We start from the raw sequence: 20,036 nt of genomic DNA on the forward strand, positions 1-20,036 counted from the left end.
CTGCGTCAGAGTTGTGCCTGCTTTCGCGACGGCGTAGTGGTTCCTACGTCTAGCGAAAGCAGGTACAGCTATGGCGTAGATATCAGGCGCTTATTGCTGAATGATTAGTGCAATGCTGTACTAGTCACGGTCTTTAGCAAAGCACTTCCCTGGTAGCCACCACGTTTACTCCGGTTCCCGCCGCATTCCCCAGAACGATATCCCCTATATGCACAGGAGGTTTCATTTCCACATCCTTCAGCTGCCTTACACACTCAAATATCTTTCCTTTCGGAATATCCGTCTCCGTCTTTACAGAGACCGTCTTCTCCCGGCTGTCACTCATCCTGACTGTTGTGGTCACAATTCTGGTCGGGTTCGTCACTTCCTTTCTGGCATAGCTTTCCCCGCGGGGGCAGGTATTTCCGGCCACAGACAGCACCTCATGATCCTCTGTCTCCACCGTTAAGGCACATCCCATGGGACAGCCGATACAGATCAGTTCTTTTTTCTCCATTTCTATGCCTCCTCTATCCGAATTCTGATTGTTTCATCTTCATTGCAGCCCAGCAAAAGGGACTTCTCCAGCCTGATCTCTTCCATCTCTCCCGGAGCCATTACAGGACGTTTTTTGTGAATGATTCTTTCTTCCCCGAGATATACGCTGACATAACACTTCCGGTACACACTGCCGACCCGGAATCTTACCGTCAGCTTATCCTCCATATGATCCGGTCTTATAAATGAAGGGACTGTATAGCGCACCCCGCCTGACGGCTGTATTGGAATCACTTTTCCATATCCTCCGCCGTTTTCTGTGGACTTATCCACATGCTTCTTAACATAAAGTGCGGCATTCTGCCCTGCCATTTCCGCTTCCTCCGAAACGAAATCTACCAGATCGTGGACATGCAGAACATTCCCACAGGCAAAGACTCCGGCCACGCTGGTCTCCAGGCTTTCATTCACCACCGGCCCGGAGGTGACGGGGTTTAACTCTGCTCCCATCTGCCCGGATAATTCATTTTCCGGAATCAGGCCGACAGACAAGAGAAGCGTATCACATTCATAGTCCTCCTCTGTCCCGGAAATGGGTCTTCCTTTTTCATCAACCGCCGCAAGCGTTATCCCTTCCACGCGCTCTTTTCCCTTAATATCTGTTACGGTGTGGCTCAGCTTCAGTGGTATGCCGTAGTCGTCCAGACACTGTACGATATTCCGCTTCAGCCCGCCGGAGTAAGGCATCAGCTCCGCCACCACTTTTACCTCTGCGCCTTCCAGCGTCATTCTTCTCGCCATAATCAGACCAATGTCCCCGGATCCCAGTATCACAACCTTTCTGCCGGGCAGAAAGCCCTCCATATTTACAAGCCGCTGCGCCGTGCCGGCCGAATAGATCCCCGCCGGGCGGTAGCCCGGTATGTTCAGCGCACCCCTGGAACGCTCTCTGCATCCCATGGCAAGGACAATGGCCTCCGCCTGAATCTGAAACATGCCTCTTTCCCGGTTCATGGCAGTAATCAGCTTCTCCCGGCTGATGTCCATGACCATGGTTTCCAGTCTGTATTCAATCCCCAGTTCCAAAACGCGCGCCTCAAAACGCGCCGCATATTCCGGACCGGTCAGCTCCTCTTGAAAGGTATGCAGACCAAACCCATTATGGATGCACTGGTTCAAAATCCCCCCCAGCTCCTTATCCCGCTCCAGGATCAGAATGCTCTCTATTCCTGCATTTCTGGCTGAAACTGCGGCTGCCAGTCCCGCAGGCCCTCCTCCGATGATCACGATCTTATATTTCTCCATTTTTATATCCTCCTACTGTCCGCAGACTTCCAGTTCATCTTCTCCATGCTGCTGATCTGATGATAACAGTTCATGCCTGCCTGAACTGTTACATCTGATGCAATCCATCTACAGCACATCTTTATTCGTCCCTACGATCAGTCCGGAGTTTCCGCCGGCCTTTGTAATCGCTTCCATGGACACGCCCAGTTCCCTTGCCAGAATCTCCATCGTCCTCGGCGAACAGAATCCGGCCTGGCACCGTCCCATACCTGCTCTCGTCCTGCGCTTCACGCCGTCCAGTGAACGCGCCCCCAGCGGCCGGTGTATGGCATCCAATATCTCCCCTTCGGAAATCATTTCGCACCGGCAGATAATGTGTCCATAGGCCGGCTGTTCCAGAATCAGTTTATTTCTATCTTCTATGGAGAGCAGCGCAGGATTCAGTATCCCTTTTCTCCTCCCCTGAAAATCAGGATTTTTCTGCAGCTTCATCTTATCCCGCAGAATCTCCGCCACCATAAGCCCCACAGCCGGTGCGCTGGTAAGGCCGGGAGATTCTATTCCCGCACAGTCGATAAATCCCGGGGCATCTGAAGCCTCCTCTATGATAAAGTCATTTCCGTCCTCATGGGCACGCAGACCGGCAAAACTGGTGATCACCTTTTTGAGAGGCAGATCCCTTACATTCTGTCCGGCCTTCTCTGAAATCGCAGCAAGCCCTGCCGCTGTAGTATTTGTGCCTTCTTTATTCTCGATATCTGCCGCCGTAGGTCCAACCAGCAGATTTCCATGCACAGTCGGAGTGACCAGAACTCCCTTTCCTAATTTCCCCGGAAGGGCGAATATAGTTCTGGAAACGTGATTTCCTGCCCCTTTATCCAGCAGGAAATATTCTCCCTTCCTTGGAGTGATATGGAGCTTTCTGCTGCTCACCATATTATGGAAACGGTCCGCATACACACCCGCAGCATTTACCACATACCGGGCTTTGTAATCACCGGAATCTGTCTTGAGAAGGTAGCCGCCCTCCACCTTCTCAATCGCATCCACTTCCGTATCAAACCGAAATTCCACGCCGTTGGCACAGGCATTTTCAGCCATTGCGATATTCAGTCCAAAAGGACAAACGATTCCGGCCGTGGGTGCATACAAGGCGGCCTCCACCTGTTCCGTAATATTGGGTTCCAGTGCAAGCGCTTGTTCCCTGTTCAGAATCTCCAGGCCTTCCACACCGTTCTCTTTTCCCTGAGCCTGCAGCCTCAATAGAACCGGAAGCTCCTCCTGATTCCTGCATATAACCAGCGACCCCTTTCTCTGAAACGGAAAATCCAGCTCTTCTGACAGCATCCCCATCATGCGGTTTCCCTCCACATTCAGCTTGGCCATTAGAGAACCTGGCCGTGCGTCATATCCGGCATGGACGATCCCGCTGTTAGCTTTGGATGTCCCGCAGCATACATCCTCTGATTTTTCCAGAACGCATACCTTCACCTTATATCTGGACAGCTCCCTTGCTGCCGCCGCACCGGAAACACCGGCTCCAATTATAATTACATCATACATATTTCATCCCTCCTGGATTCCGAAAAATATTTTGTCTTTAAAGACAAAAAACAGAGCCCGCAAACAAACATATCTGCTGATATGTCATCTGCCAGGCTCTGTTCTCATCGGCACAAATTATTTATTTCTATATATATTATACGCCCCCCTCCCCCAAATTACAACCGGAATTTAAGGAGGGAAAGCTTCCCCTCTGGGTGGGGTTCCGAAACGGTGGCAGCGGATTAATTCGTTTGGTTGTACTGAGTTGGCCTAGAGCGTGTTCCACCGTTCTAATTAATACGCTGCCACCGTTTCGGAGGCCCCATCCGCTGCCGAGACTTAAGCTCGTCAGCTAATATCTGGTTTATGGTAATATAATCTGCATACCTCATCTCCCTTGGCAATGCTCTTTAATAGCTTCAGTTTTCCGCCATATGCTTCTCCGATTCCCCTGTCTCCGCACATGGCTATATCGCACAGATCAGAGATTTCCTCATCGGAACATCCCGCCTTCTGCCACGCTTTTACCAGCGGGCAGTAATGGAAATCTATTGCCAATACTTCTGGCGTGTTTTTTCGGATTTTCATTTCAAATACCCACTGGGCTGGTTTTGTGAATAAGGTTTTCCTGAGTCCTGTGAAATCTTTTGTGCCGCCCTTTTTCACCAGTGCCGCTCCCTGGGTAAGCCCGCAGCGTTTGATTGCGGCGCTGCCGAAATCTTTTTTGTCCAGGCCTCTTTTTTCTGCCTCATCACACAGCAGATAAAGCCAGGTTGCTCTGTGCTCCAGTTGTTCCCGGATGGCCGTTATTAATGCATTTTTAATCTTTGGTTCATTTTTAACCCTGCTCATGTCCTGCCTCACATTTCTATTTAATGTATTCACATATCCTTATTTTTGAAAATGATCTGATGCTGCTGATTCACTGTGCTGTCTTTATTCTTCTTTTGCCCAGCCGTATGAGTACCTCACCGCTTTGTTCCAGCCCCGGAGCATCTTTTCCCGTGTATCGGCCTCGATATCCGGCTCAAATACCCGGTCGATCGCCCAGTTTGTTAATACCTCTTCCTTACTTTTCCAGTATCCTACAGCAACCCCGGCCAGGTAAGCTGCGCCCATGGCGGTTGTTTCCACGCACTGCGGACGTTTTACAGGGGCATTGCTCAAATTTGCCTGCGTCTGCATGAGGAAATTGTTTGCGCTGGCGCCGCCGTCTACCTTGAGTGCAGAAAGCTTTATCCCGGAATCCGCCTCCATGGCGCGCAGCACGTCATTTACCTGATATGCCAGAGACTCCAGGGTGGCGCGTATGATATGATACTTGTTTACACCGCGGGTCAGGCCCACAATGGTTCCCCTGGCGTACTGATCCCAGCGCGGCGCTCCAAGACCGGTAAATGCGGGAACTACATAACATCCGTTTGTGTCCTCCACCTTCTGGGCCATATATTCGGACACTTGTGACGAATCAATCAACTGCATCTCGTCCCGCAGCCACTGGATCGCCGCACCTGCTACAAAGATGGAACCTTCCAGTGCATAATTGACTTTCCCGTCCATGCCCCAGGCAATCGTCGTCACAAGACCATTTTCGGAATATACCGGCTTCTCCCCGGTATTCATCAATAAAAAACAGCCTGTTCCATATGTATTCTTGGCCTCGCCTTTCTGAAAGCAGGTCTGGCCGAAAAGCGCCGCCTGCTGATCTCCTGCTGCCCCCGCAATTGGGATGGGCGCCCCGAAAAACCCGGCGTCCGCCTCACCGTATATGCAGCTGGACGGCTTCGCCTCCGGAAGCATGGAGGCCGGTATTCCAAGCTCCGCCAGTATCTCTGCGTCCCACTGAAGTGTATTGATATTAAACAGCATGGTTCTGGAGGCATTGGAATAGTCCGTTACATGAACCGCCCCTTTTGTCAGCTTCCAGATCAGCCATGTCTCTACCGTCCCGAATAAAAGCTCCCCTCGCCCGGCACGTTCCCTGGCCCCTTCCACATTGTCCAGAATCCACTTTACCTTAGTCCCGGAGAAATAGGCGTCGATCACCAAGCCTGTTTTTTTCCTGAATTTGTCTGTCAGCCCTTTTTCTTTCAGGCTGTCACAATACTCAGATGTCCGCCTGCACTGCCATACAATCGCCTGATAGACCGGCTCGCCGGATTCCTTATCCCAGACGATCGTCGTCTCCCTCTGGTTAGTAATGCCAATGGCTGCTATATCCGCAGCCGTCGCATTGATATTTGCCATTGCCTGCTGCGCCACCTCAAGCTGGCTGGACCAGATCTCTTCCGCATTGTGCTCTACCCAGCCCGGCTTCGGAAAATATTGTGTGAACTCTTTCTGTGCCACACTGCACATATCCCCCTTTTCATTAAAAAGAATACACCGGTTGCTGGTCGTCCCCGAGTCCAGCGCCATCACATACCTTGCCATAGTAAAACCCTCCTTTTATGATTTCTGCATTTGCTTCTATTCCCATACACGCCATAATTCTTGTACGCCTTATAATTCCCATACGCCGGGGTTGGTTGACGATACCGCCACAGCCCCCGCCTCCAGGGCTCCCATCACATCCTCTTTATCCGCGATCAATCCGCCTGCAATGACCGGAATCCGGCTGCTTCTGCAGATCTTCCGGATCACTTTGGGCATCACTCCCGGCATGACCTCGATAAAATCCGGTTTTTTGCCCCGCTGTCCGTCCAGATTCTCTATGCTCTTAATGGCCATGGAATCTATGACGAAATAACGCAGCACTGCATACATTGACAATTCCTTAGCCCGCTGGATCATCAGCGATTTTGTGGACAAAATCCCGTCGGCGGCGGTACTGTTCTTGATATAATCAACTGCCGCCTCTTTGGCACTCAGCCCGGTAATCAGGTCGATATGTACCAGAGCCGTCTTCCCGGCCTCTTTGATCCGCTTCACAATACCGGGTATAGAACAGATATCCCCGTAAAGTACAAAAATCACCTTCATTTCTTCCATGGCGCAGCATGTTTCCACACCCTCTTCATCCTTCACTGCCGCGATCACCGGATTTTCCTCGACGATCTCATAAAATTCCCGCATTTTATTCATTCCTTCCCTCTCCGCCGGAAATCCACATCCCACTGGAGCGCGTCTGAAAATTGCTTGTTGCAAGATGTTGTCCCAGTTTGCGGGGATATAAGTCCAACTTTTCATATTCTTTTACTTGTTATATTTTATCATGCGTTGTGCCTGCACACAAGCAAACGTCTACGTTTTTGTCACTAATCCAGAAAGAAAGTTAGCGACGAGCTTTACTCTCGGCGCGGATGGGGGGGACGCCAAGCGAACCGTAAGGGGAGGCCTCAAACGGGGGCAGCGTATGATGTTGAATTAGCGTGGATTTGTTTGCCCCAGTATTTTTTCAAAAATAGGTTTTTAAACGCTTTTATACCTTATTAATTACTTTACTGCTAACTTAATTATTAAAAATTACTGGAGCTAACAAATCCACGCCAATTCGCTATCATACGCTGCCCCCGTTTGAGGCCACCTTAGGAACGTGTCCTTTTCCTACCGGTTGGATACGCCAGCTCCATGAAGGGATAGCCGAAAGCCTCCCGGAGAACATCCATGTCCTTTCAAAAACGCTCTAAGCGGGCCTTAGAAATTCTTGGTGGGAAACAGCCCTGAAAATGGAGAGATTTTTGGATTCCGAATCCAAAAATCAGCTGACCCAGCGCGAGAAATCATCGGATTTCTCGTGATGTGTCAGTGGTGCTCCATTTTCAGGGCTGTTTCCCGCCTAGAATTTCTTAGGTCCGCGGCCGCGTTTTTGAAAGGACATGGATGTTCTCCGGGAGGCTTTCGGCTATCCCTTTATGGAGCGTCCCCATCCGTGCCGCGACTAAAGCGCGTCACTAACTCCCGATTTAGATGTTGGCTGGGGTATTAATTGTTACGAAAGAAAGGTGTTCCTGTTCATATCCTACGGGCGTGCTCAGTTTCAACTACTGTCCGTTCCTTGGTAATCCATTCAAAAAAATAGTTTGGCAAGCATTTTTTTGCGCCCCGCTCCTGAATAAATATTAACACCGTCGGCAAAACTACTTCCTATCGGTTACAGGATATGTGGGATAGACAAAACCGCCAGAAGCAGCACGCTGAAGCCAGGCTATCATATTTACATCTATCTGCTTTTTTTATTTTTTATATCCTGCTTCTTCTAACATACATGAGTGTACGCTTTACTCACCCATTTAAAAGTATCCATAAACGGGAGGATTATATATGGAAAGAACCATCGAAAATTTAAAAGAAATGATTCGTGCAGGTAGAGGAATTATTCCTGCAGATATTGCCATTAGAGGAGGCCTCCTGGTTAACGTCATGACAAGCGAAATCTATCCTGCAGATGTTGCTATTTACAAGGATATGATTACGGCCGTCGGGAATATTGAACATTATATGGGATCTGAGACAAAAGTCATTGATGCGACCGGAAAGTACCTGGTTCCCGGGCTGATTGACGGACATATCCACAGCGAATGCAGCAAACTCAGCATCACCAGCTTTGCAAAAGCCGTGGTCCCCTGCGGCACAACTAGCATCATATCCGGACTGGACGAGTACATTTCCGTATCCGGGCTGGACGGACTGAAGGAAGTGCTGGCGGAAGTAAAGAAAAGTCCGCTCAAAGTATTCTGGGGTGCACCGTTCAAAACCCCATATACAATTCCGGAATCTACGGTAGCCTTCAACATTAAAAAGGAAGTTCATGCACAAGTGCAGCAGTGGCCGGAATGCTTCGGGGTATGGGAAACCGTGCGGGAATTTCTTCAGGAAGAAGACGAGGATACGCTGGGCGCAATTGAACAGGCATTTAAAAACCGCCTCCCTGTTTTCGGATGCGCGCCGATGGCCAGGGGGAAGGACTTAAACGGTTATCTCTGCGGCGGCGTCCGTCTGGACCATGAAAGCTATGACCACGAAGAAGTTGTGGAGAAGATTCGGAAAGGTATGCATATGCTGATCCGTGAATCCTCTGTTACACATTTTCTGGCGGAAAATATCCGCGCGGTCACGGAAGTCAACCCTCTGATGGCTCGCCGTGTCAGCTTCTGTACGGACGACGTAACCGCTACGGATGTGCTGGAGAAGGGACACCTGAACCATGTTGTCCGGCTGGCAATAGCCGCAGGCGTGGATCCGATGACAGCAATTCAGATGGGTACCATAAACAGCGCGGAAGCTTACCGCATCGACCATCTGGTCGGCTCCATCTCTCCCGGAAGAATTGCGGATATTCTGCTCGTAGATTCGCCGGAGGAATTCCATGTGGAGGCAGTCATTGCCAATGGCCGTCCCGCCGCGAAAGACGGCAGGCTTGCCTTTGAACTGAAAGCGCCGGAAAGAAGTTCTGTCCTCAAAAGTGTCTTGAAATGTAAGAAAACAACGAAAGCAGACTTTGCATACAAAACCTCCATCCAAAATGGTACAGCCGATGTACTGTCAATGGATGTCCAGGGGCCATTTGTACGCAAGAGAAGAGACGTTGTCTTAAAGGTGGAGAACGGGATTGTGCTTCCCGATCCCGAACAGGATGTGGCTCTCGTCTCCGTCCTGGAAAGGTTTGGACGAAACGGCAACCGTTCCCTCGCTTTTTGTTCCGGCTGGAACCTGAAAAAGGGAGCCATGGCTTCCTCCGCCGCACCGGATGACAATAACCTGATCGTGATGGGAGTCAGTGCAGAGGATATGTCGCTCGCCGTGAACTATCTGATCGAGCAGGGCGGCGGACAGGTCGTTGCCGCGGACGGTAAGATTCTGGAATTCCTGCCGCTGCCGGTAGGCGGAATTGCAAGCGATGAAGACCCGGAAACCATCGCAGCGCAGGAAAAGCGTCTGAACAAGGCGGCGCAGGAGCTCGGCTCTACACTTTCCGAACCACTGATGTATATGTTCTTCCTCCCGATCACCGCGATTCCGGATTACGCAATCACTGATGTTGGGCCTGTTGATTATAAAAATCTGACTATTTTTAATCCGATTTTAAATCTGAGAGAACAATAGAACAGAAGGTAACAGTTCAGGCTTGCCTGAGCGGTTACAACAGAACAATTGTCCATAATGATTTCCAGCAAGGAGGAATATGCATGAATGAAATGAGCAAAGAGGCTCTGAAGGAACTGATCGACACAGCGGCCGGCAGAAATACCGCGGATATCGTCATCAAGAACTGCCGGGTTGTTGACGTCTTAAACGGCAGTATCATTGAGGGCGATATTGCAATGATCCGGGGAAGGATTGCCGGAATCGGGAGCTATGAGGGACGGGAAGAAATTGACGCAAAAGGAAAATATGCAGTCCCCGGCTTCATAGACAGCCATATTCACATCGAATCCGCCTATGTAAGCCCGGAAGAGATTGGCCGCCTCCTGGTTCCCCACGGTGCCACTACCATAATCGCCGACCCTCACGAGATCGTGAATGTATGCGGAATCCGAGGCCTGGATTATATGCTGCAGGCCGCAGAAGGCACTGCCCTGGATATCAAGTATATGCTTCCCTCCTGCGTCCCGGCCACTCCCTTTGAACACGCAGGCGCCAATATAGATGCAGAGGCTATGAAAGGCCCGATTCAGGACGAAAGAATCCTGGGCCTCGGGGAGTACATGAACTTCCCCGGCCTGATTCATGGGTGTGAAAGCGATCTCGATAAGCTTATGACCGCAAAGGAAATTGGAAAGCTGATAGACGGCCACAGCCCCGGAGTCTCGGGCCGGGATCTGAATGCCTATGCCGCCGCTCTGATCCACACAGACCACGAATGTTCCACTGTGGAGGAGATGCTGGACCGCATTTCCCGGGGTATGTACGTACTCCTGAGGCAGGGTTCCGCATGCCACAACTTAAGGACTCTGCTTCAGGGTCTGACCCCTATGAACAACCGGCGCTGTCTGCTCTGTTCCGATGACCTCCAGCCCAAAACCATTCTGGAGCAGGGGCATCTGGATCATCATCTTTCCATCTGCGTGGAGGAGGGGATCGATGCAATTACCGCGATCCGGATGGCAAGCCTGAATGCAGCCGAATGTTTCCGTCTTTACGACCGCGGAGCCATCGCACCGGGCCTTCGCGCGGACATCGTTCTGCTCGATAACCTAAGAGACTTCTCCGTCTCGAAAGTCTGGATTGGGGGTACCCTTGCCGCTGCCGAAGGGAACTATCTGCTTCCGGTTGAAAAGCGGGATATCTCATCGGTTAAAGGCAGCTTTCATGTGAAAGATTTTTCAAAAAACAAACTGAAAATGCATCTGAAATCGGGGCATGTTCATGTAATAGACATTCTGCCGGGCGGTGTAGTGACCGGAAAAGGCACTGCGGACGTGAAACTGGATAAGGCCGGCGACTTTGTCAGAGATCCGGATGTGGATCTTGTAAAAATAGCCGTCATTGAGCGCCACCAGGAGACAGGAAATGTTGCGGCCGCATTTCTGCGGGGCTACGGAATAAGGGAAGGCGCAGCAGCTTTATCTGTGGCCCATGATTCACACAATATCATTACCGTAGGCGTAACCGACGAGGATATGGCATTTGCCGTACAGGAGTTAATCCGCCAAAACGGCGGAATCGTTCTTGTAAAGGACGGGCATGTCACGGAATCTATGCCCATGCCCATCGGCGGCCTGATGAGCGACCAGAGCGGGGAATGGGTAGATGATAAACTGACACGCATTCACCAGGCCGCCCATGAAGAGCTGGGCATCAGCAGAGATGTAGAACCTGTTATGACATTGTGCTTCATGTCACTGGCAGTCATCCCGGAAATAAAGCTGACCGATATGGGCTTATTCGACGTAACAAAGTTTGACTTTATTCCTGTGGAAGCAGAATAGATGGAGGTGACAGGGTATTGAGAGAGAAGAAGGAGATTGTTCCTTTATTCCAAAGAGGAGATATCGGGGGGATGGCTTACTCCATCACCAATAATATTGTAAACTATCTGATCGTAATCGCCACTTTATCCGGTGTCCTTGGCTGGCCGGACGAGATCGTATACGGCAGAGTCATCCCCGGAATGTCAATCGGCCTGATGCTCAGTGGCTTTTACTACGCCTTTATGGCATACAGCCTGTCTAAAAGGGAAGGGCGTGCGGATGTGACCGCGCTGCCTTCCGGAGTCTCCACCCCTGCTATGTTTGTAATACTCTACGGTGTAATCATGCCGCTTCACTACGCGCTGGAGGATCCGGAACTGGCATGGTCCGCAGCCATTGCCGCCTGCTTTCTGGGAGGTGCAGTCGAATTCTTCGGCGGTTTCATCGGCCCCTGGATGAAGAGAAAAATCCCGAGGGCTGCACTGCTCGGGACCGTCGCCGGTATCGGATTCATCTGGATGGCAACGCAGGGAGTCTTTGACGTATTCAGCGATCCGGTCATCGGCATGCCGATCCTGATTCTTGCCCTGATCGGCGTATTCGGCGGCTATCTGTTTCCCGGAAAGATCCCTCCTCTTGTGGTCGCAATCGTGGGGGGCATCGTCTATGCCTTCTGTCTGGGGCGGACCAGCATTGATTTCAGCGGGGTCGGCTTTTATTTTCCGAACCCGGTAAACAGCATCCAGCATCTGTTAAGCGGCTTTGCCATAGTCGCTCCTTATCTCACGATTATCATCCCGATTGAGATCTATAACTTCATCGAAACAATGGACAATGTAGAGGCTGCAAACGCAGCCGGGGACAACTATAAAGTACGGGAAGCGCAGTTTGCAGACGGTATCTGCACCATGATCTCTGCCGTATTTGGAGGCGTTGTGCCGAATACCGTATGGCTTGGACATGCCGGCCTGAAAAAAGCAAAGGCCGGCATCGGCTATTCCTTTATCTCCGGTCTGGTGCTGGGCCTTGCGGGACTGCTGGGGCTCTTCACCTTCCTGAGCAGGCTGGTCCCGCCGGCCGTCTGTGCCGTCACCTATCTGTGGTGCGCCATCGTCATGGTGTGCCAGGCCTTTAAAGACTGCAGCAAAAAGCACTATGCCGCAGTCGGAATCGCCATGATCCCGCCTGTTGCAGACTACCTGTTCACGCAGATCACGGGAGCCGCTGGCCTTGCCAATGTCTGGACGGAAACACTCCCGGCCGGATACTCCGGATATACCCCGGAAGTCACCCAGTCCCTGCTGGACGCAGGCGTCATGTGGAACGGAGTCCCAGCGGTCAAACCCGGAGCCATCATTATCGGAATCCTGCTGGGAACCATGACCGCATTTATTATAGATAAAAAATTAAATCTGGCGGCGGTAACAGCCCTCGCCGGTGCAGCGCTCTCCTTCTTTGGATTTATACACAGCGCGGCTCTGGGGTTCTATCCGTTATCCCCTTTTATGATTGGGTATCTTTCCATGGCAGTACTGTGCTTCATACTGCATCTGGGACGCAGAAGCTGGTTTAAGGGGCCCGATGATTTCGATTATGTGTAGAGGGGGCGGGGGTGGCTGGTTGGGGGCCGCGGATTGTTTCATGCCATGATCAATGATTTCACAGAGTACGACTACATTACGCTTATTTTGCATCTTCTATAATGTACTTGAGTTGGTATCACGCCGGGCTTATAGTATTTTATACCGAATACAAAAAATATTATTACAATCTGCGCTCGGATTTTACACAGAGTATCGTTACAGCTTATATAGTTGCGTAGATATACCTCATGTCAGTGGGGGATACTTCTGCACCCTTCAGACACGTTTTAAACCTCATAAGCAAAGGTCCGATTCCATATAGCCGGATTACCGGCAATGTGAAAGTTTACGATCTTTCCTATAATTAGTTTAACGGAATGAAGGGAGTGAGTATTATCATAAGTTACGCTCCATTGTGGGAGACCTTGAAAAAGAAGGGACTTACACAATATAAACTAATCAATGAATACCATTTTTCAAACGGGACGCTGGACTCCCTCAGAAAAAATAAGAGCATCACTTTGAACACGCTGCAGGATATCTGTAAAATATTGAATTGTGATATCTGCGACGTTGTTGAATTCACAGATCGGGAAGAGGAGAACTAATTACTGTTTACCTTTTTTCATTTTACCAGAATTAGATAAACATGTCGAGCAGGCCAAAACAGACTTTTCGATGGGGAGCTGCTGTCTCTGCCCAAATGGATTCAGCAGTAACTATACACCCACTCGGATGTCTTTGTTTTTATGCAAGCGGATCCGCACTCTGTATAGAAAGGATGATTCCAGCTATGGTAAGATATACTTTATACAACAAATTAACTCCGGTTCAGGAGGGAGATGTCCTGACGGAAGGGGCCGGCCTGGTTACTGTTCTTACCTCAAGTGAATATGAAGAACTTTTTCACGGAGCCGGTCATTACAGAATGATAAAGCAGGGGTTTTCTAACATCCGATACTGTAAGGCAGATATGATGGGGGACTTCATATCCGGCGCTTTTTCATGTCCGTCCAGGGAAGCCCTGACAGGAGAACGGTCCGCTTTTGCCTTTTTTATAGAAAGAACAGAGCTGGCCTTTATCGATGACCAGGGATTCACCACCTCTGTTTTGGAACAGATGAAGGAAATCCCTTTATCACACCCCACCTCTGTTCTTCGCTTTTTTGCGGCTTTTTTGGAATATCTGATTAAGGACGATGTCTTCTTCCTCCAGCATTTTGAGGAAATTCTGACATCGCTTGAGGAACAGCTGCTGGATAAAAATGATGCCTCTTTTAACCGTCAGATCTTTCAAATGCGCAGAAAACTTGCAGTCTTAGGGAGTTACTATGAACAGCTCCAGGATATGGGAGAGGCTTTCGCATCGGATGGTTTCTGTGCCGAGGACGAAAAAAACAGCCTCCTGTTTGGTCTTTTTGCTGACCGTGCAGGGCGGCTGTATTCTAATGTCCAGATGCTCAAGGAGTATTCCATGCAGCTGCGGGAGATGCATCAGACTCAGGTGGATATGCACCAGAACCAGATTATGAAGTTTTTGACGATTGTCACAACTATATTTATGCCGCTGACTCTGATTGCGGGATGGTACGGTATGAATTTTGTCAATATGCCGGAGCTGGATTCTCCTTATGGCTATATTCTGGTCTGTGTCATCAGCCTTCTGATTGTACTGGTCGAGATCTGGCTGTTTAAGATCAAAAACTGGTTTGATTAACCGGCTGTCGGCGTCCACTTTCCGGTCTCCAGGAATCCTTCCACCATCTTCTCTGCACCGGCTGTGATGTCCGGATCATATCCGAGAATTTCCAGGAGCCGGATTGCATTTCTGGAATTGGACCTTCCTTCATAGAGGAGATAGTCAAAGACTACCTCCTCCTCAAGAACCTGTTCCTGGAAATGATAATTCCCGTACTGTTCTTCCAAAAGGTAAGTCAGCTCAATGTCATGAGTCGCGGCAAAACAGAGAATTCCCCGCTCACTGAACTTCTTCAGTACCTGTGCGGAAGCCGCAATTCTTTCCACTGTATTGGTTCCCCTGAGTACTTCGTCTACAAAACAGAGAACCGTCTCATTCCCTTCCCAGTCAAAGATCCTTTTCAGAGCGCGGATCTCCGCTATATAATAGCTCTCCCCATTATACAGATTGTCCCGCAGGGCCATGGAGGAAAATACACGGAACCATGCCCCCTTATATTGTCTGGCGGAACAGGTATGGATGGACTGCGCCAGTATGACATTTAAAGCAATGGTTTTCAAAAATGTGGACTTTCCCGATGCATTGGATCCGGTAATCAGTATTCCGCGCTCAGCTTTCACGGAGTTCGGCACCGGTTCGGATAATTCCGGATGATAGGCATCCACAATTTCAAGCACAGGTTCTTCCGTAAATTCAGGAATGCAGTAATACGGCAGCGACTCCCGCAGAGAACCTATGGAAATCAGGCTCTCCAGAAAACCCATAGTACTGATGATATCTTCCACCACATCTATGGATTTTTCCAGCCTTTTCATACACTTATAGAACTGAATACAGTCTACATGGGAAATCATCCGGATGTAATCCAGCGCGATTTCCGTCAATGACTGGCTGTCCGCGTTTGCCGATTTAATTAATGCCACATTGCCAATCTGTTTTTTCAGTTTTTTATAATCCTGTTCCAGCCGCTTCCGGTATTCCTCACTGCAGACAAGCTTTCTTTTCAGGATTCTCCCCGCACCTGCCTCCAGCTTTAAAAAGAGGTGAAGCGCCTGTATGGATGCCTCCAGTTTTCTCCTCTGGGACATATACAGCGCGATATTCACGGCCATGCAGAGAATCAAAAGCCCAATACCCGCAGCCGGGGCAGCGATTACACATATGACTGACACGATCAGAAGCAGCAGCGCCCCATAGTGCTGGATCGGAACATTTTTACTTAGATGGATGCTGTTCATAATATAATGGTAGGCGGAAGACGAATGATTCTTACCGATTGCTGCAAATTCCATCTGCATCTGCAGTCGCTCTTTTTCATGGGTTTGATAGTACCTGATCATTTCCTCCTGTTCTACACAGGTTACCGGCCCCTCCGCCGGGATATGCATCAGATAATACAGGTAGTCCTCCCCTGCAAAAGACCAGGTATGGTTTATCTTCATAAATACGGAATCCAGATCCAGGTCATTCCACGTGATGTCGTCCACCATGGTATCCTTTGCCTTCGTATAGGCTCCGATTACAGAAAGAATTTCGTCGGAATATACAATTTCTCTGTCGCGTCCGTAATAGTAAAGCATTCTCCGCTTCATTTTCCGCAGCCTTCTTTTCTGGTCGAAGAAAGAAATCAGAAAGAATATGACAAGAATACCGACGATCAGCAGTGCCACAAATATATTTTCATTCATACAGACTCCTCACAATCAAGCTCGCCTCAGGGGACATTGTCCGGCCGGCCATATATCCGGCTATATCTAAAAGGCGGTACACCGTGATAAGTGTACCGCCCCTTTTATTACCTGCCGCTTCCCGCAGGAAGACCGGCCTTTTTATTCCTCTCCGTAAAGAGTAACCAGTTTCTTCAGGTAAGCATATCTTTCCATAGCTTCTTTCTCATTCTGAGCAAAGAGTTTTTCAGCTTTTTCCGGATTTGCTCTCTTCAGGGCATTGTAACGAACTTCTCCGTCAAGGAATGCCTGGTATTCATCCTGTTTTGGCTCTTTGCTGTCCAGTGTGAATTTCGCACCCTCAGCTGCCGGATTGAATCTGAAGTTGTTCCAGTAACCACATTCTACTGCCAGCTGCTCCTCGGTCTGAGCTTTGCTCATACCTTTCTTGATACCATGGTTGATACATGGAGCGTAAGCGATGATGAGTGATGGTCCCGGATATGCCTCCGCCTCTGCAATTGCTTTTACTGTCTGGTTGTAATCAGCACCCATAGCGATCTGTGCTACATATACATAGCCATAGCTCATAGCGATTCCGGCAAGGTCTTTTTTCTTTGTTTCTTTTCCGCCTGCTGCGAACTGTGCAGTTGCACCTGTCTTGGTAGCCTTGGATGACTGTCCGCCTGTGTTGGAGTAAACTTCTGTATCAAATACCATGATGTTGATGTCCTGTCCGCTTGCCAGTACGTGGTCAACACCGCCGAATCCGATGTCGTAAGCCCATCCGTCACCACCGAAGATCCACTGGGATTTCTTAGCAAGGAAATCTTTGTGCTTCAGCAGTTCTGCTTTATCTTCGGAGTCACAGCCACATGCTTCCAGAGCTGCAACCAGCTTGTCTGTAGCCGTTCCGTTTGTAGCGCCGCTTGCAAATGTGTCCAGGTAATCCTGAGCTGCAGCCTTAACGTCTTCGTTTCCTGCATTCTCAGCAAGTTTCTCAACGTGGCCTTTCATTCTCTCTCTGATTGTATTCTGAGCCAGCAGCATACCATATCCAAACTCTGCGTTATCTTCGAACAGAGAGTTGCACCATGCCGGTCCTTTGCCCTCTGGTGTTACTGTGTATGGTGTGGACGGTGAAGAATTGCCCCAGATAGAGGAACATCCTGTTGCATTTGCAATATACATTCTCTCACCGAATAACTGTGTGATTAACTTCGCGTAAGGTGTCTCACCACATCCTGCACATGCACCTGAGAATTCGAGCAGCGGCTGTTTGAACTGGCTTCCCTTAACGGTTGTCTCTTTGAACTTAGTTACAACTTCCGGTTTTACAGGGATCTCTCTGCCAAAGTCGAAGTATTCCTGTACGCCTGCATTTGCTTCCATGTTCTCCATAACAAGAGCTTTTTCACCCTTCTTGCCCGGGCAGACATTCGCACATGATCCACATCCTGTACAGTCATATGCAGATACCGTGATAGCAAACTTCATGTTTGGCATACCAACCATATCGATTGTCTGGAATCCTTCCGGAACTTTCGCTGCCTCTTCTTCTGTCAGGGCAACCGGACGGATAACTGCGTGCGGGCAGACATATGCACAGCGGTTACACTGGATACAGTTCTCTGGTTTCCACATCGGAATATCAACTGCGATACCGCGTTTCTCGTATGCGGAAGTACCTGACGGTGTAGAACCATCTACATAATCCTTGAATGCGGATACCGGAAGTGAGTTTCCTTCCTGTGCATTTACTTTTGCCTGGATATTCTTAACGAAATCAACGATTTCTCTCTTGCCTTTCTCATTTACATGAGGAGTTGTCAGGCCTTCGTCAGCTGCATCTTTCCAGCTCTCCGGAACTGTGATCTCTACAACCTGCTTAGCGCCTGCATCGATTGCATCGTAGTTCATCTGTACGATCTTGTCGCCTTTTCTTCCGTAAGTAGCCTTAGCTGCTTTCTTCATCAGGTCGATTGCTTCCTCTTCCGGAATGATCGCTGCGAGTTTGAAGAATGCTGACTGAAGAACTGTATTGATACGTCCGCCAAGTCCGATCTCTTTACCAATCTTGATACCATCGATTGTGTAGAACTTGATGCCGTGGTTTGCGATAAACGCTTTTACCTGTCCCGGTAAGTGTTTGTCAAGTCCTTCAGCATCCCATGGGCAGTTCAGAAGGAATGTTCCTCCGTCAACCAGCTCCTGAACCATGTTATATTTGTCAATATAAGATGGGTTGTGGCATGCTACAAAGTTAGCCTGTCTGATCAGGTATGTTGACTTGATCGGTTTCTTACCAAAACGTAAGTGGGACATCGTAACACCGCCGGACTTCTTAGAGTCATAGTCAAAGTAAGCCTGTGCGTACATGTCTGTGTTGTCACCAATGATCTTGATGGAGTTCTTGTTAGCGCCGACAGTACCGTCTGCTCCAAGTCCCCAGAACTTACAGTTGATTGTTCCTTCCGGAGTCGTTACAAGCGGAGCGCCTGCATCCAGAGACAGATTTGTCACATCATCTTCGATACCGATTGTGAATTTCTGTTTCTCTGTGTTATTGAATACAGCTACGATCTGAGCTGGTGTTGTGTCTTTGGATCCTAATCCGTAACGTCCTGAGAATACCGGAACTGCATCAAACTTGGAGCCTTTAAGTGCAGCAACAACGTCCAGATATAATGGCTCTCCAAGAGCTCCCGGCTCTTTTGTTCTGTCAAGTACAGAAATTGTCTTAACAGTCTCAGGAATCGCATTGATCAGAGCCTCTGCGCAGAATGGTCTGTAAAGGCGGACTTTAACAACGCCGACTTTCTCGCCTGCAGCAAGCAGGTAATCAATCGTCTCCTCAATTGTGTCACATGCAGAACCCATAGCTACGATCACGCGCTCTGCGTCTTCTGCTCCATAGTAGTTAAACAATTTATAATCTGTGCCGATCTTGGCATTCACCTTGTCCATGTAATTCTGAACGATTCCCGGAAGAGCATCATAATAAGGATTGCATGCTTCTCTTGCCTGGAAGAAGATATCAGGATTCTGAGCGGAACCTCTATGGCATGGGTGGTTCGGATTCAGTGCGTGTGCACGGAATGCGTCGATGGCGTCCATGTTTACCATATCTTTCAGGTCTTCATAATCCCATGCCTCGATCTTCTGGATCTCGTGGGATGTTCTGAATCCGTCGAAGAAGTTGATAAACGGAATTTTTCCTTCAAGTGCTGCACAGTGTGCAACTGCTGTCAGGTCCATAACCTCCTGTACACTGCCTTCACAGAGCATAGCTGCTCCTGTCTGGCGACAGGCATAAACGTCAGAGTGGTCACCGAAAATTGACAGTGCATGGCTTGCGATTGCACGTGCTGATACGTTGAATACTCCTGGTAATTGTTCTCCGGCTACTTTATATAAGTTAGGGATCATCAAAAGCAATCCCTGAGATGCTGTAAATGTGGTTGTCAAAGCTCCCGCTGCTAATGATCCATGTACAGCTCCAGCCGCACCCGCTTCAGACTGCATCTCTGTTACCTGAACAGTTTGTCCAAAAATGTTCTCTCTGCCCTCGGTAGCCCATTCATCGATATGTTCTGGCATAACAGATGATGGTGTGATTGGGTATATTGCTGCAACTTCCGTATATGCATATGACACGTGAGCTGCTGCCTGGTTACCATCCATGGTCTTCATTTTTCTTGCCATTTCTTGTTCCTCCTTAAAATTACATTGTAAAAGTTTATTTTTTCACATGTGCTTCCATTATATCGCCTAAATCGGCAAAAGTCTAGTCAGGGTACCCCATTTTTTGTTTATTTTTGCGTACAACGGGGTGGGAGTTTTTCTTGAATTCGAATGGGGACGCGAATGACAAGGCGGGGACGGTGCGCGGCGGGGGGATGTCTGCTGGTGAAATGTCCTGACA

Annotated in this window: 13 protein-coding genes; 5 read left to right on the forward strand and 8 right to left on the reverse strand. The window is 49.2% G+C overall.

Going from position 1 to position 20,036, the window contains the following annotated elements:
• Positions 1 to 133: 133 nt before the first annotated feature.
• The 6 genes from BN1938_RS15655 to BN1938_RS15680 form a co-directional block, all read right to left on the reverse strand.
• Positions 134 to 496, reverse strand: coding sequence for a DUF1667 domain-containing protein (locus tag BN1938_RS15655; protein ID WP_050641491.1), 363 nt, complete (start codon positions 494 to 496; stop codon positions 134 to 136).
• Between the two features lie 2 nt (positions 497 to 498).
• Positions 499 to 1,782 carry an NAD(P)/FAD-dependent oxidoreductase gene (locus BN1938_RS15660; RefSeq protein WP_050641492.1) on the reverse strand — a complete coding sequence of 428 codons (1,284 nt, stop codon included), beginning with the start codon at positions 1,780 to 1,782 and terminating at the stop codon, positions 499 to 501.
• A gap of 108 nt (positions 1,783 to 1,890) precedes the next feature.
• Positions 1,891 to 3,327: an NAD(P)/FAD-dependent oxidoreductase gene (locus BN1938_RS15665; RefSeq protein WP_050641493.1), complete on the reverse strand. Its 1,437-nt coding sequence runs from the start codon at positions 3,325 to 3,327 to the stop codon at positions 1,891 to 1,893.
• Positions 3,328 to 3,657: 330 nt separating this feature from the next.
• Positions 3,658 to 4,161, reverse strand: a complete 504-nt coding sequence (locus BN1938_RS15670; RefSeq protein WP_050641494.1) for an L-2-amino-thiazoline-4-carboxylic acid hydrolase — start codon at positions 4,159 to 4,161, stop codon at positions 3,658 to 3,660.
• 84 nt (positions 4,162 to 4,245) lie between these two features.
• Positions 4,246 to 5,742, reverse strand: a complete 1,497-nt coding sequence (glpK, locus tag BN1938_RS15675) for a glycerol kinase GlpK (RefSeq protein WP_050641495.1) — start codon at positions 5,740 to 5,742, stop codon at positions 4,246 to 4,248.
• Positions 5,743 to 5,811: 69 nt separating this feature from the next.
• Positions 5,812 to 6,384, reverse strand: coding sequence for a glycerol-3-phosphate responsive antiterminator (locus BN1938_RS15680; protein WP_369794803.1), 573 nt, complete (start codon positions 6,382 to 6,384; stop codon positions 5,812 to 5,814).
• A gap of 1,188 nt (positions 6,385 to 7,572) precedes the next feature.
• Between BN1938_RS15680 and BN1938_RS15685 the strand changes: the two genes are divergently transcribed.
• From BN1938_RS15685 to BN1938_RS15705, 5 genes are all read left to right on the forward strand, one after another.
• On the forward strand, positions 7,573 to 9,354 hold the full coding sequence (locus tag BN1938_RS15685; protein WP_050641497.1) for an adenine deaminase: 1,782 nt from the start codon (positions 7,573 to 7,575) through the stop codon (positions 9,352 to 9,354).
• 83 nt (positions 9,355 to 9,437) lie between these two features.
• Positions 9,438 to 11,180: an adenine deaminase gene (gene ade, locus BN1938_RS15690; protein WP_330581580.1), complete on the forward strand. Its 1,743-nt coding sequence runs from the start codon at positions 9,438 to 9,440 to the stop codon at positions 11,178 to 11,180.
• A 17-nt stretch (positions 11,181 to 11,197) separates the two neighbouring features.
• Positions 11,198 to 12,763, forward strand: a complete 1,566-nt coding sequence (locus BN1938_RS15695; RefSeq protein WP_050641498.1) for a xanthine/uracil/vitamin C permease — start codon at positions 11,198 to 11,200, stop codon at positions 12,761 to 12,763.
• A gap of 407 nt (positions 12,764 to 13,170) precedes the next feature.
• Positions 13,171 to 13,353: a helix-turn-helix domain-containing protein gene (locus tag BN1938_RS15700; protein ID WP_275891938.1), complete on the forward strand. Its 183-nt coding sequence runs from the start codon at positions 13,171 to 13,173 to the stop codon at positions 13,351 to 13,353.
• A gap of 185 nt (positions 13,354 to 13,538) precedes the next feature.
• A complete protein-coding gene (locus BN1938_RS15705) occupies positions 13,539 to 14,462 on the forward strand; it encodes a magnesium transporter CorA family protein (RefSeq protein ID WP_050641499.1) in 924 nt (307 codons plus the stop codon).
• On the opposite strand, the gene BN1938_RS15710 is transcribed toward BN1938_RS15705, so the two are convergent.
• Positions 14,459 to 16,132 carry a MutS-related protein gene (locus tag BN1938_RS15710; RefSeq protein WP_050641500.1) on the reverse strand — a complete coding sequence of 558 codons (1,674 nt, stop codon included), beginning with the start codon at positions 16,130 to 16,132 and terminating at the stop codon, positions 14,459 to 14,461. The two genes, BN1938_RS15705 and BN1938_RS15710, sit on opposite strands and share 4 nt — an antisense overlap.
• A 141-nt stretch (positions 16,133 to 16,273) precedes the next feature.
• Positions 16,274 to 19,816 (reverse strand): pyruvate:ferredoxin (flavodoxin) oxidoreductase, encoded by a 3,543-nt coding sequence (gene nifJ / locus BN1938_RS15715; protein ID WP_050641501.1) that lies wholly within the window; start codon positions 19,814 to 19,816, stop codon positions 16,274 to 16,276.
• Positions 19,817 to 20,036 lie beyond the last annotated feature (220 nt).

The sequence above is a fragment of the Eubacterium sp. SB2 genome (assembly GCF_001244405.1).
Classification (GTDB): domain Bacteria; phylum Bacillota; class Clostridia; order Lachnospirales; family Lachnospiraceae; genus Faecalicatena; species Faecalicatena contortus_B.

Excerpts from the sequence above, each read along its gene's own strand:
- BN1938_RS15685 (WP_050641497.1), top strand. The coding sequence starts at position 7,573 with ATGGAAAGAACCATCGAAAATTTAAAAGAAATGATTCGTGCAGGTAGA.
- BN1938_RS15665 (WP_050641493.1), bottom strand. The coding sequence starts at position 3,327 with ATGTATGATGTAATTATAATTGGAGCCGGTGTTTCCGGTGCGGCGGCA.
- BN1938_RS15655 (WP_050641491.1), bottom strand. The coding sequence starts at position 496 with ATGGAGAAAAAAGAACTGATCTGTATCGGCTGTCCCATGGGATGTGCC.
- BN1938_RS15670 (WP_050641494.1), bottom strand. The coding sequence starts at position 4,161 with ATGAGCAGGGTTAAAAATGAACCAAAGATTAAAAATGCATTAATAACG.
- BN1938_RS15710 (WP_050641500.1), bottom strand. The coding sequence starts at position 16,132 with ATGAATGAAAATATATTTGTGGCACTGCTGATCGTCGGTATTCTTGTC.
- BN1938_RS15705 (WP_050641499.1), top strand. The coding sequence starts at position 13,539 with ATGGTAAGATATACTTTATACAACAAATTAACTCCGGTTCAGGAGGGA.
- BN1938_RS15680 (WP_369794803.1), bottom strand. The coding sequence starts at position 6,384 with ATGCGGGAATTTTATGAGATCGTCGAGGAAAATCCGGTGATCGCGGCA.
- glpK (WP_050641495.1), bottom strand. The coding sequence starts at position 5,742 with ATGGCAAGGTATGTGATGGCGCTGGACTCGGGGACGACCAGCAACCGG.
- nifJ (WP_050641501.1), bottom strand. The coding sequence starts at position 19,816 with ATGGCAAGAAAAATGAAGACCATGGATGGTAACCAGGCAGCAGCTCAC.
- ade (WP_330581580.1), top strand. The coding sequence starts at position 9,438 with ATGAATGAAATGAGCAAAGAGGCTCTGAAGGAACTGATCGACACAGCG.
- BN1938_RS15660 (WP_050641492.1), bottom strand. The coding sequence starts at position 1,782 with ATGGAGAAATATAAGATCGTGATCATCGGAGGAGGGCCTGCGGGACTG.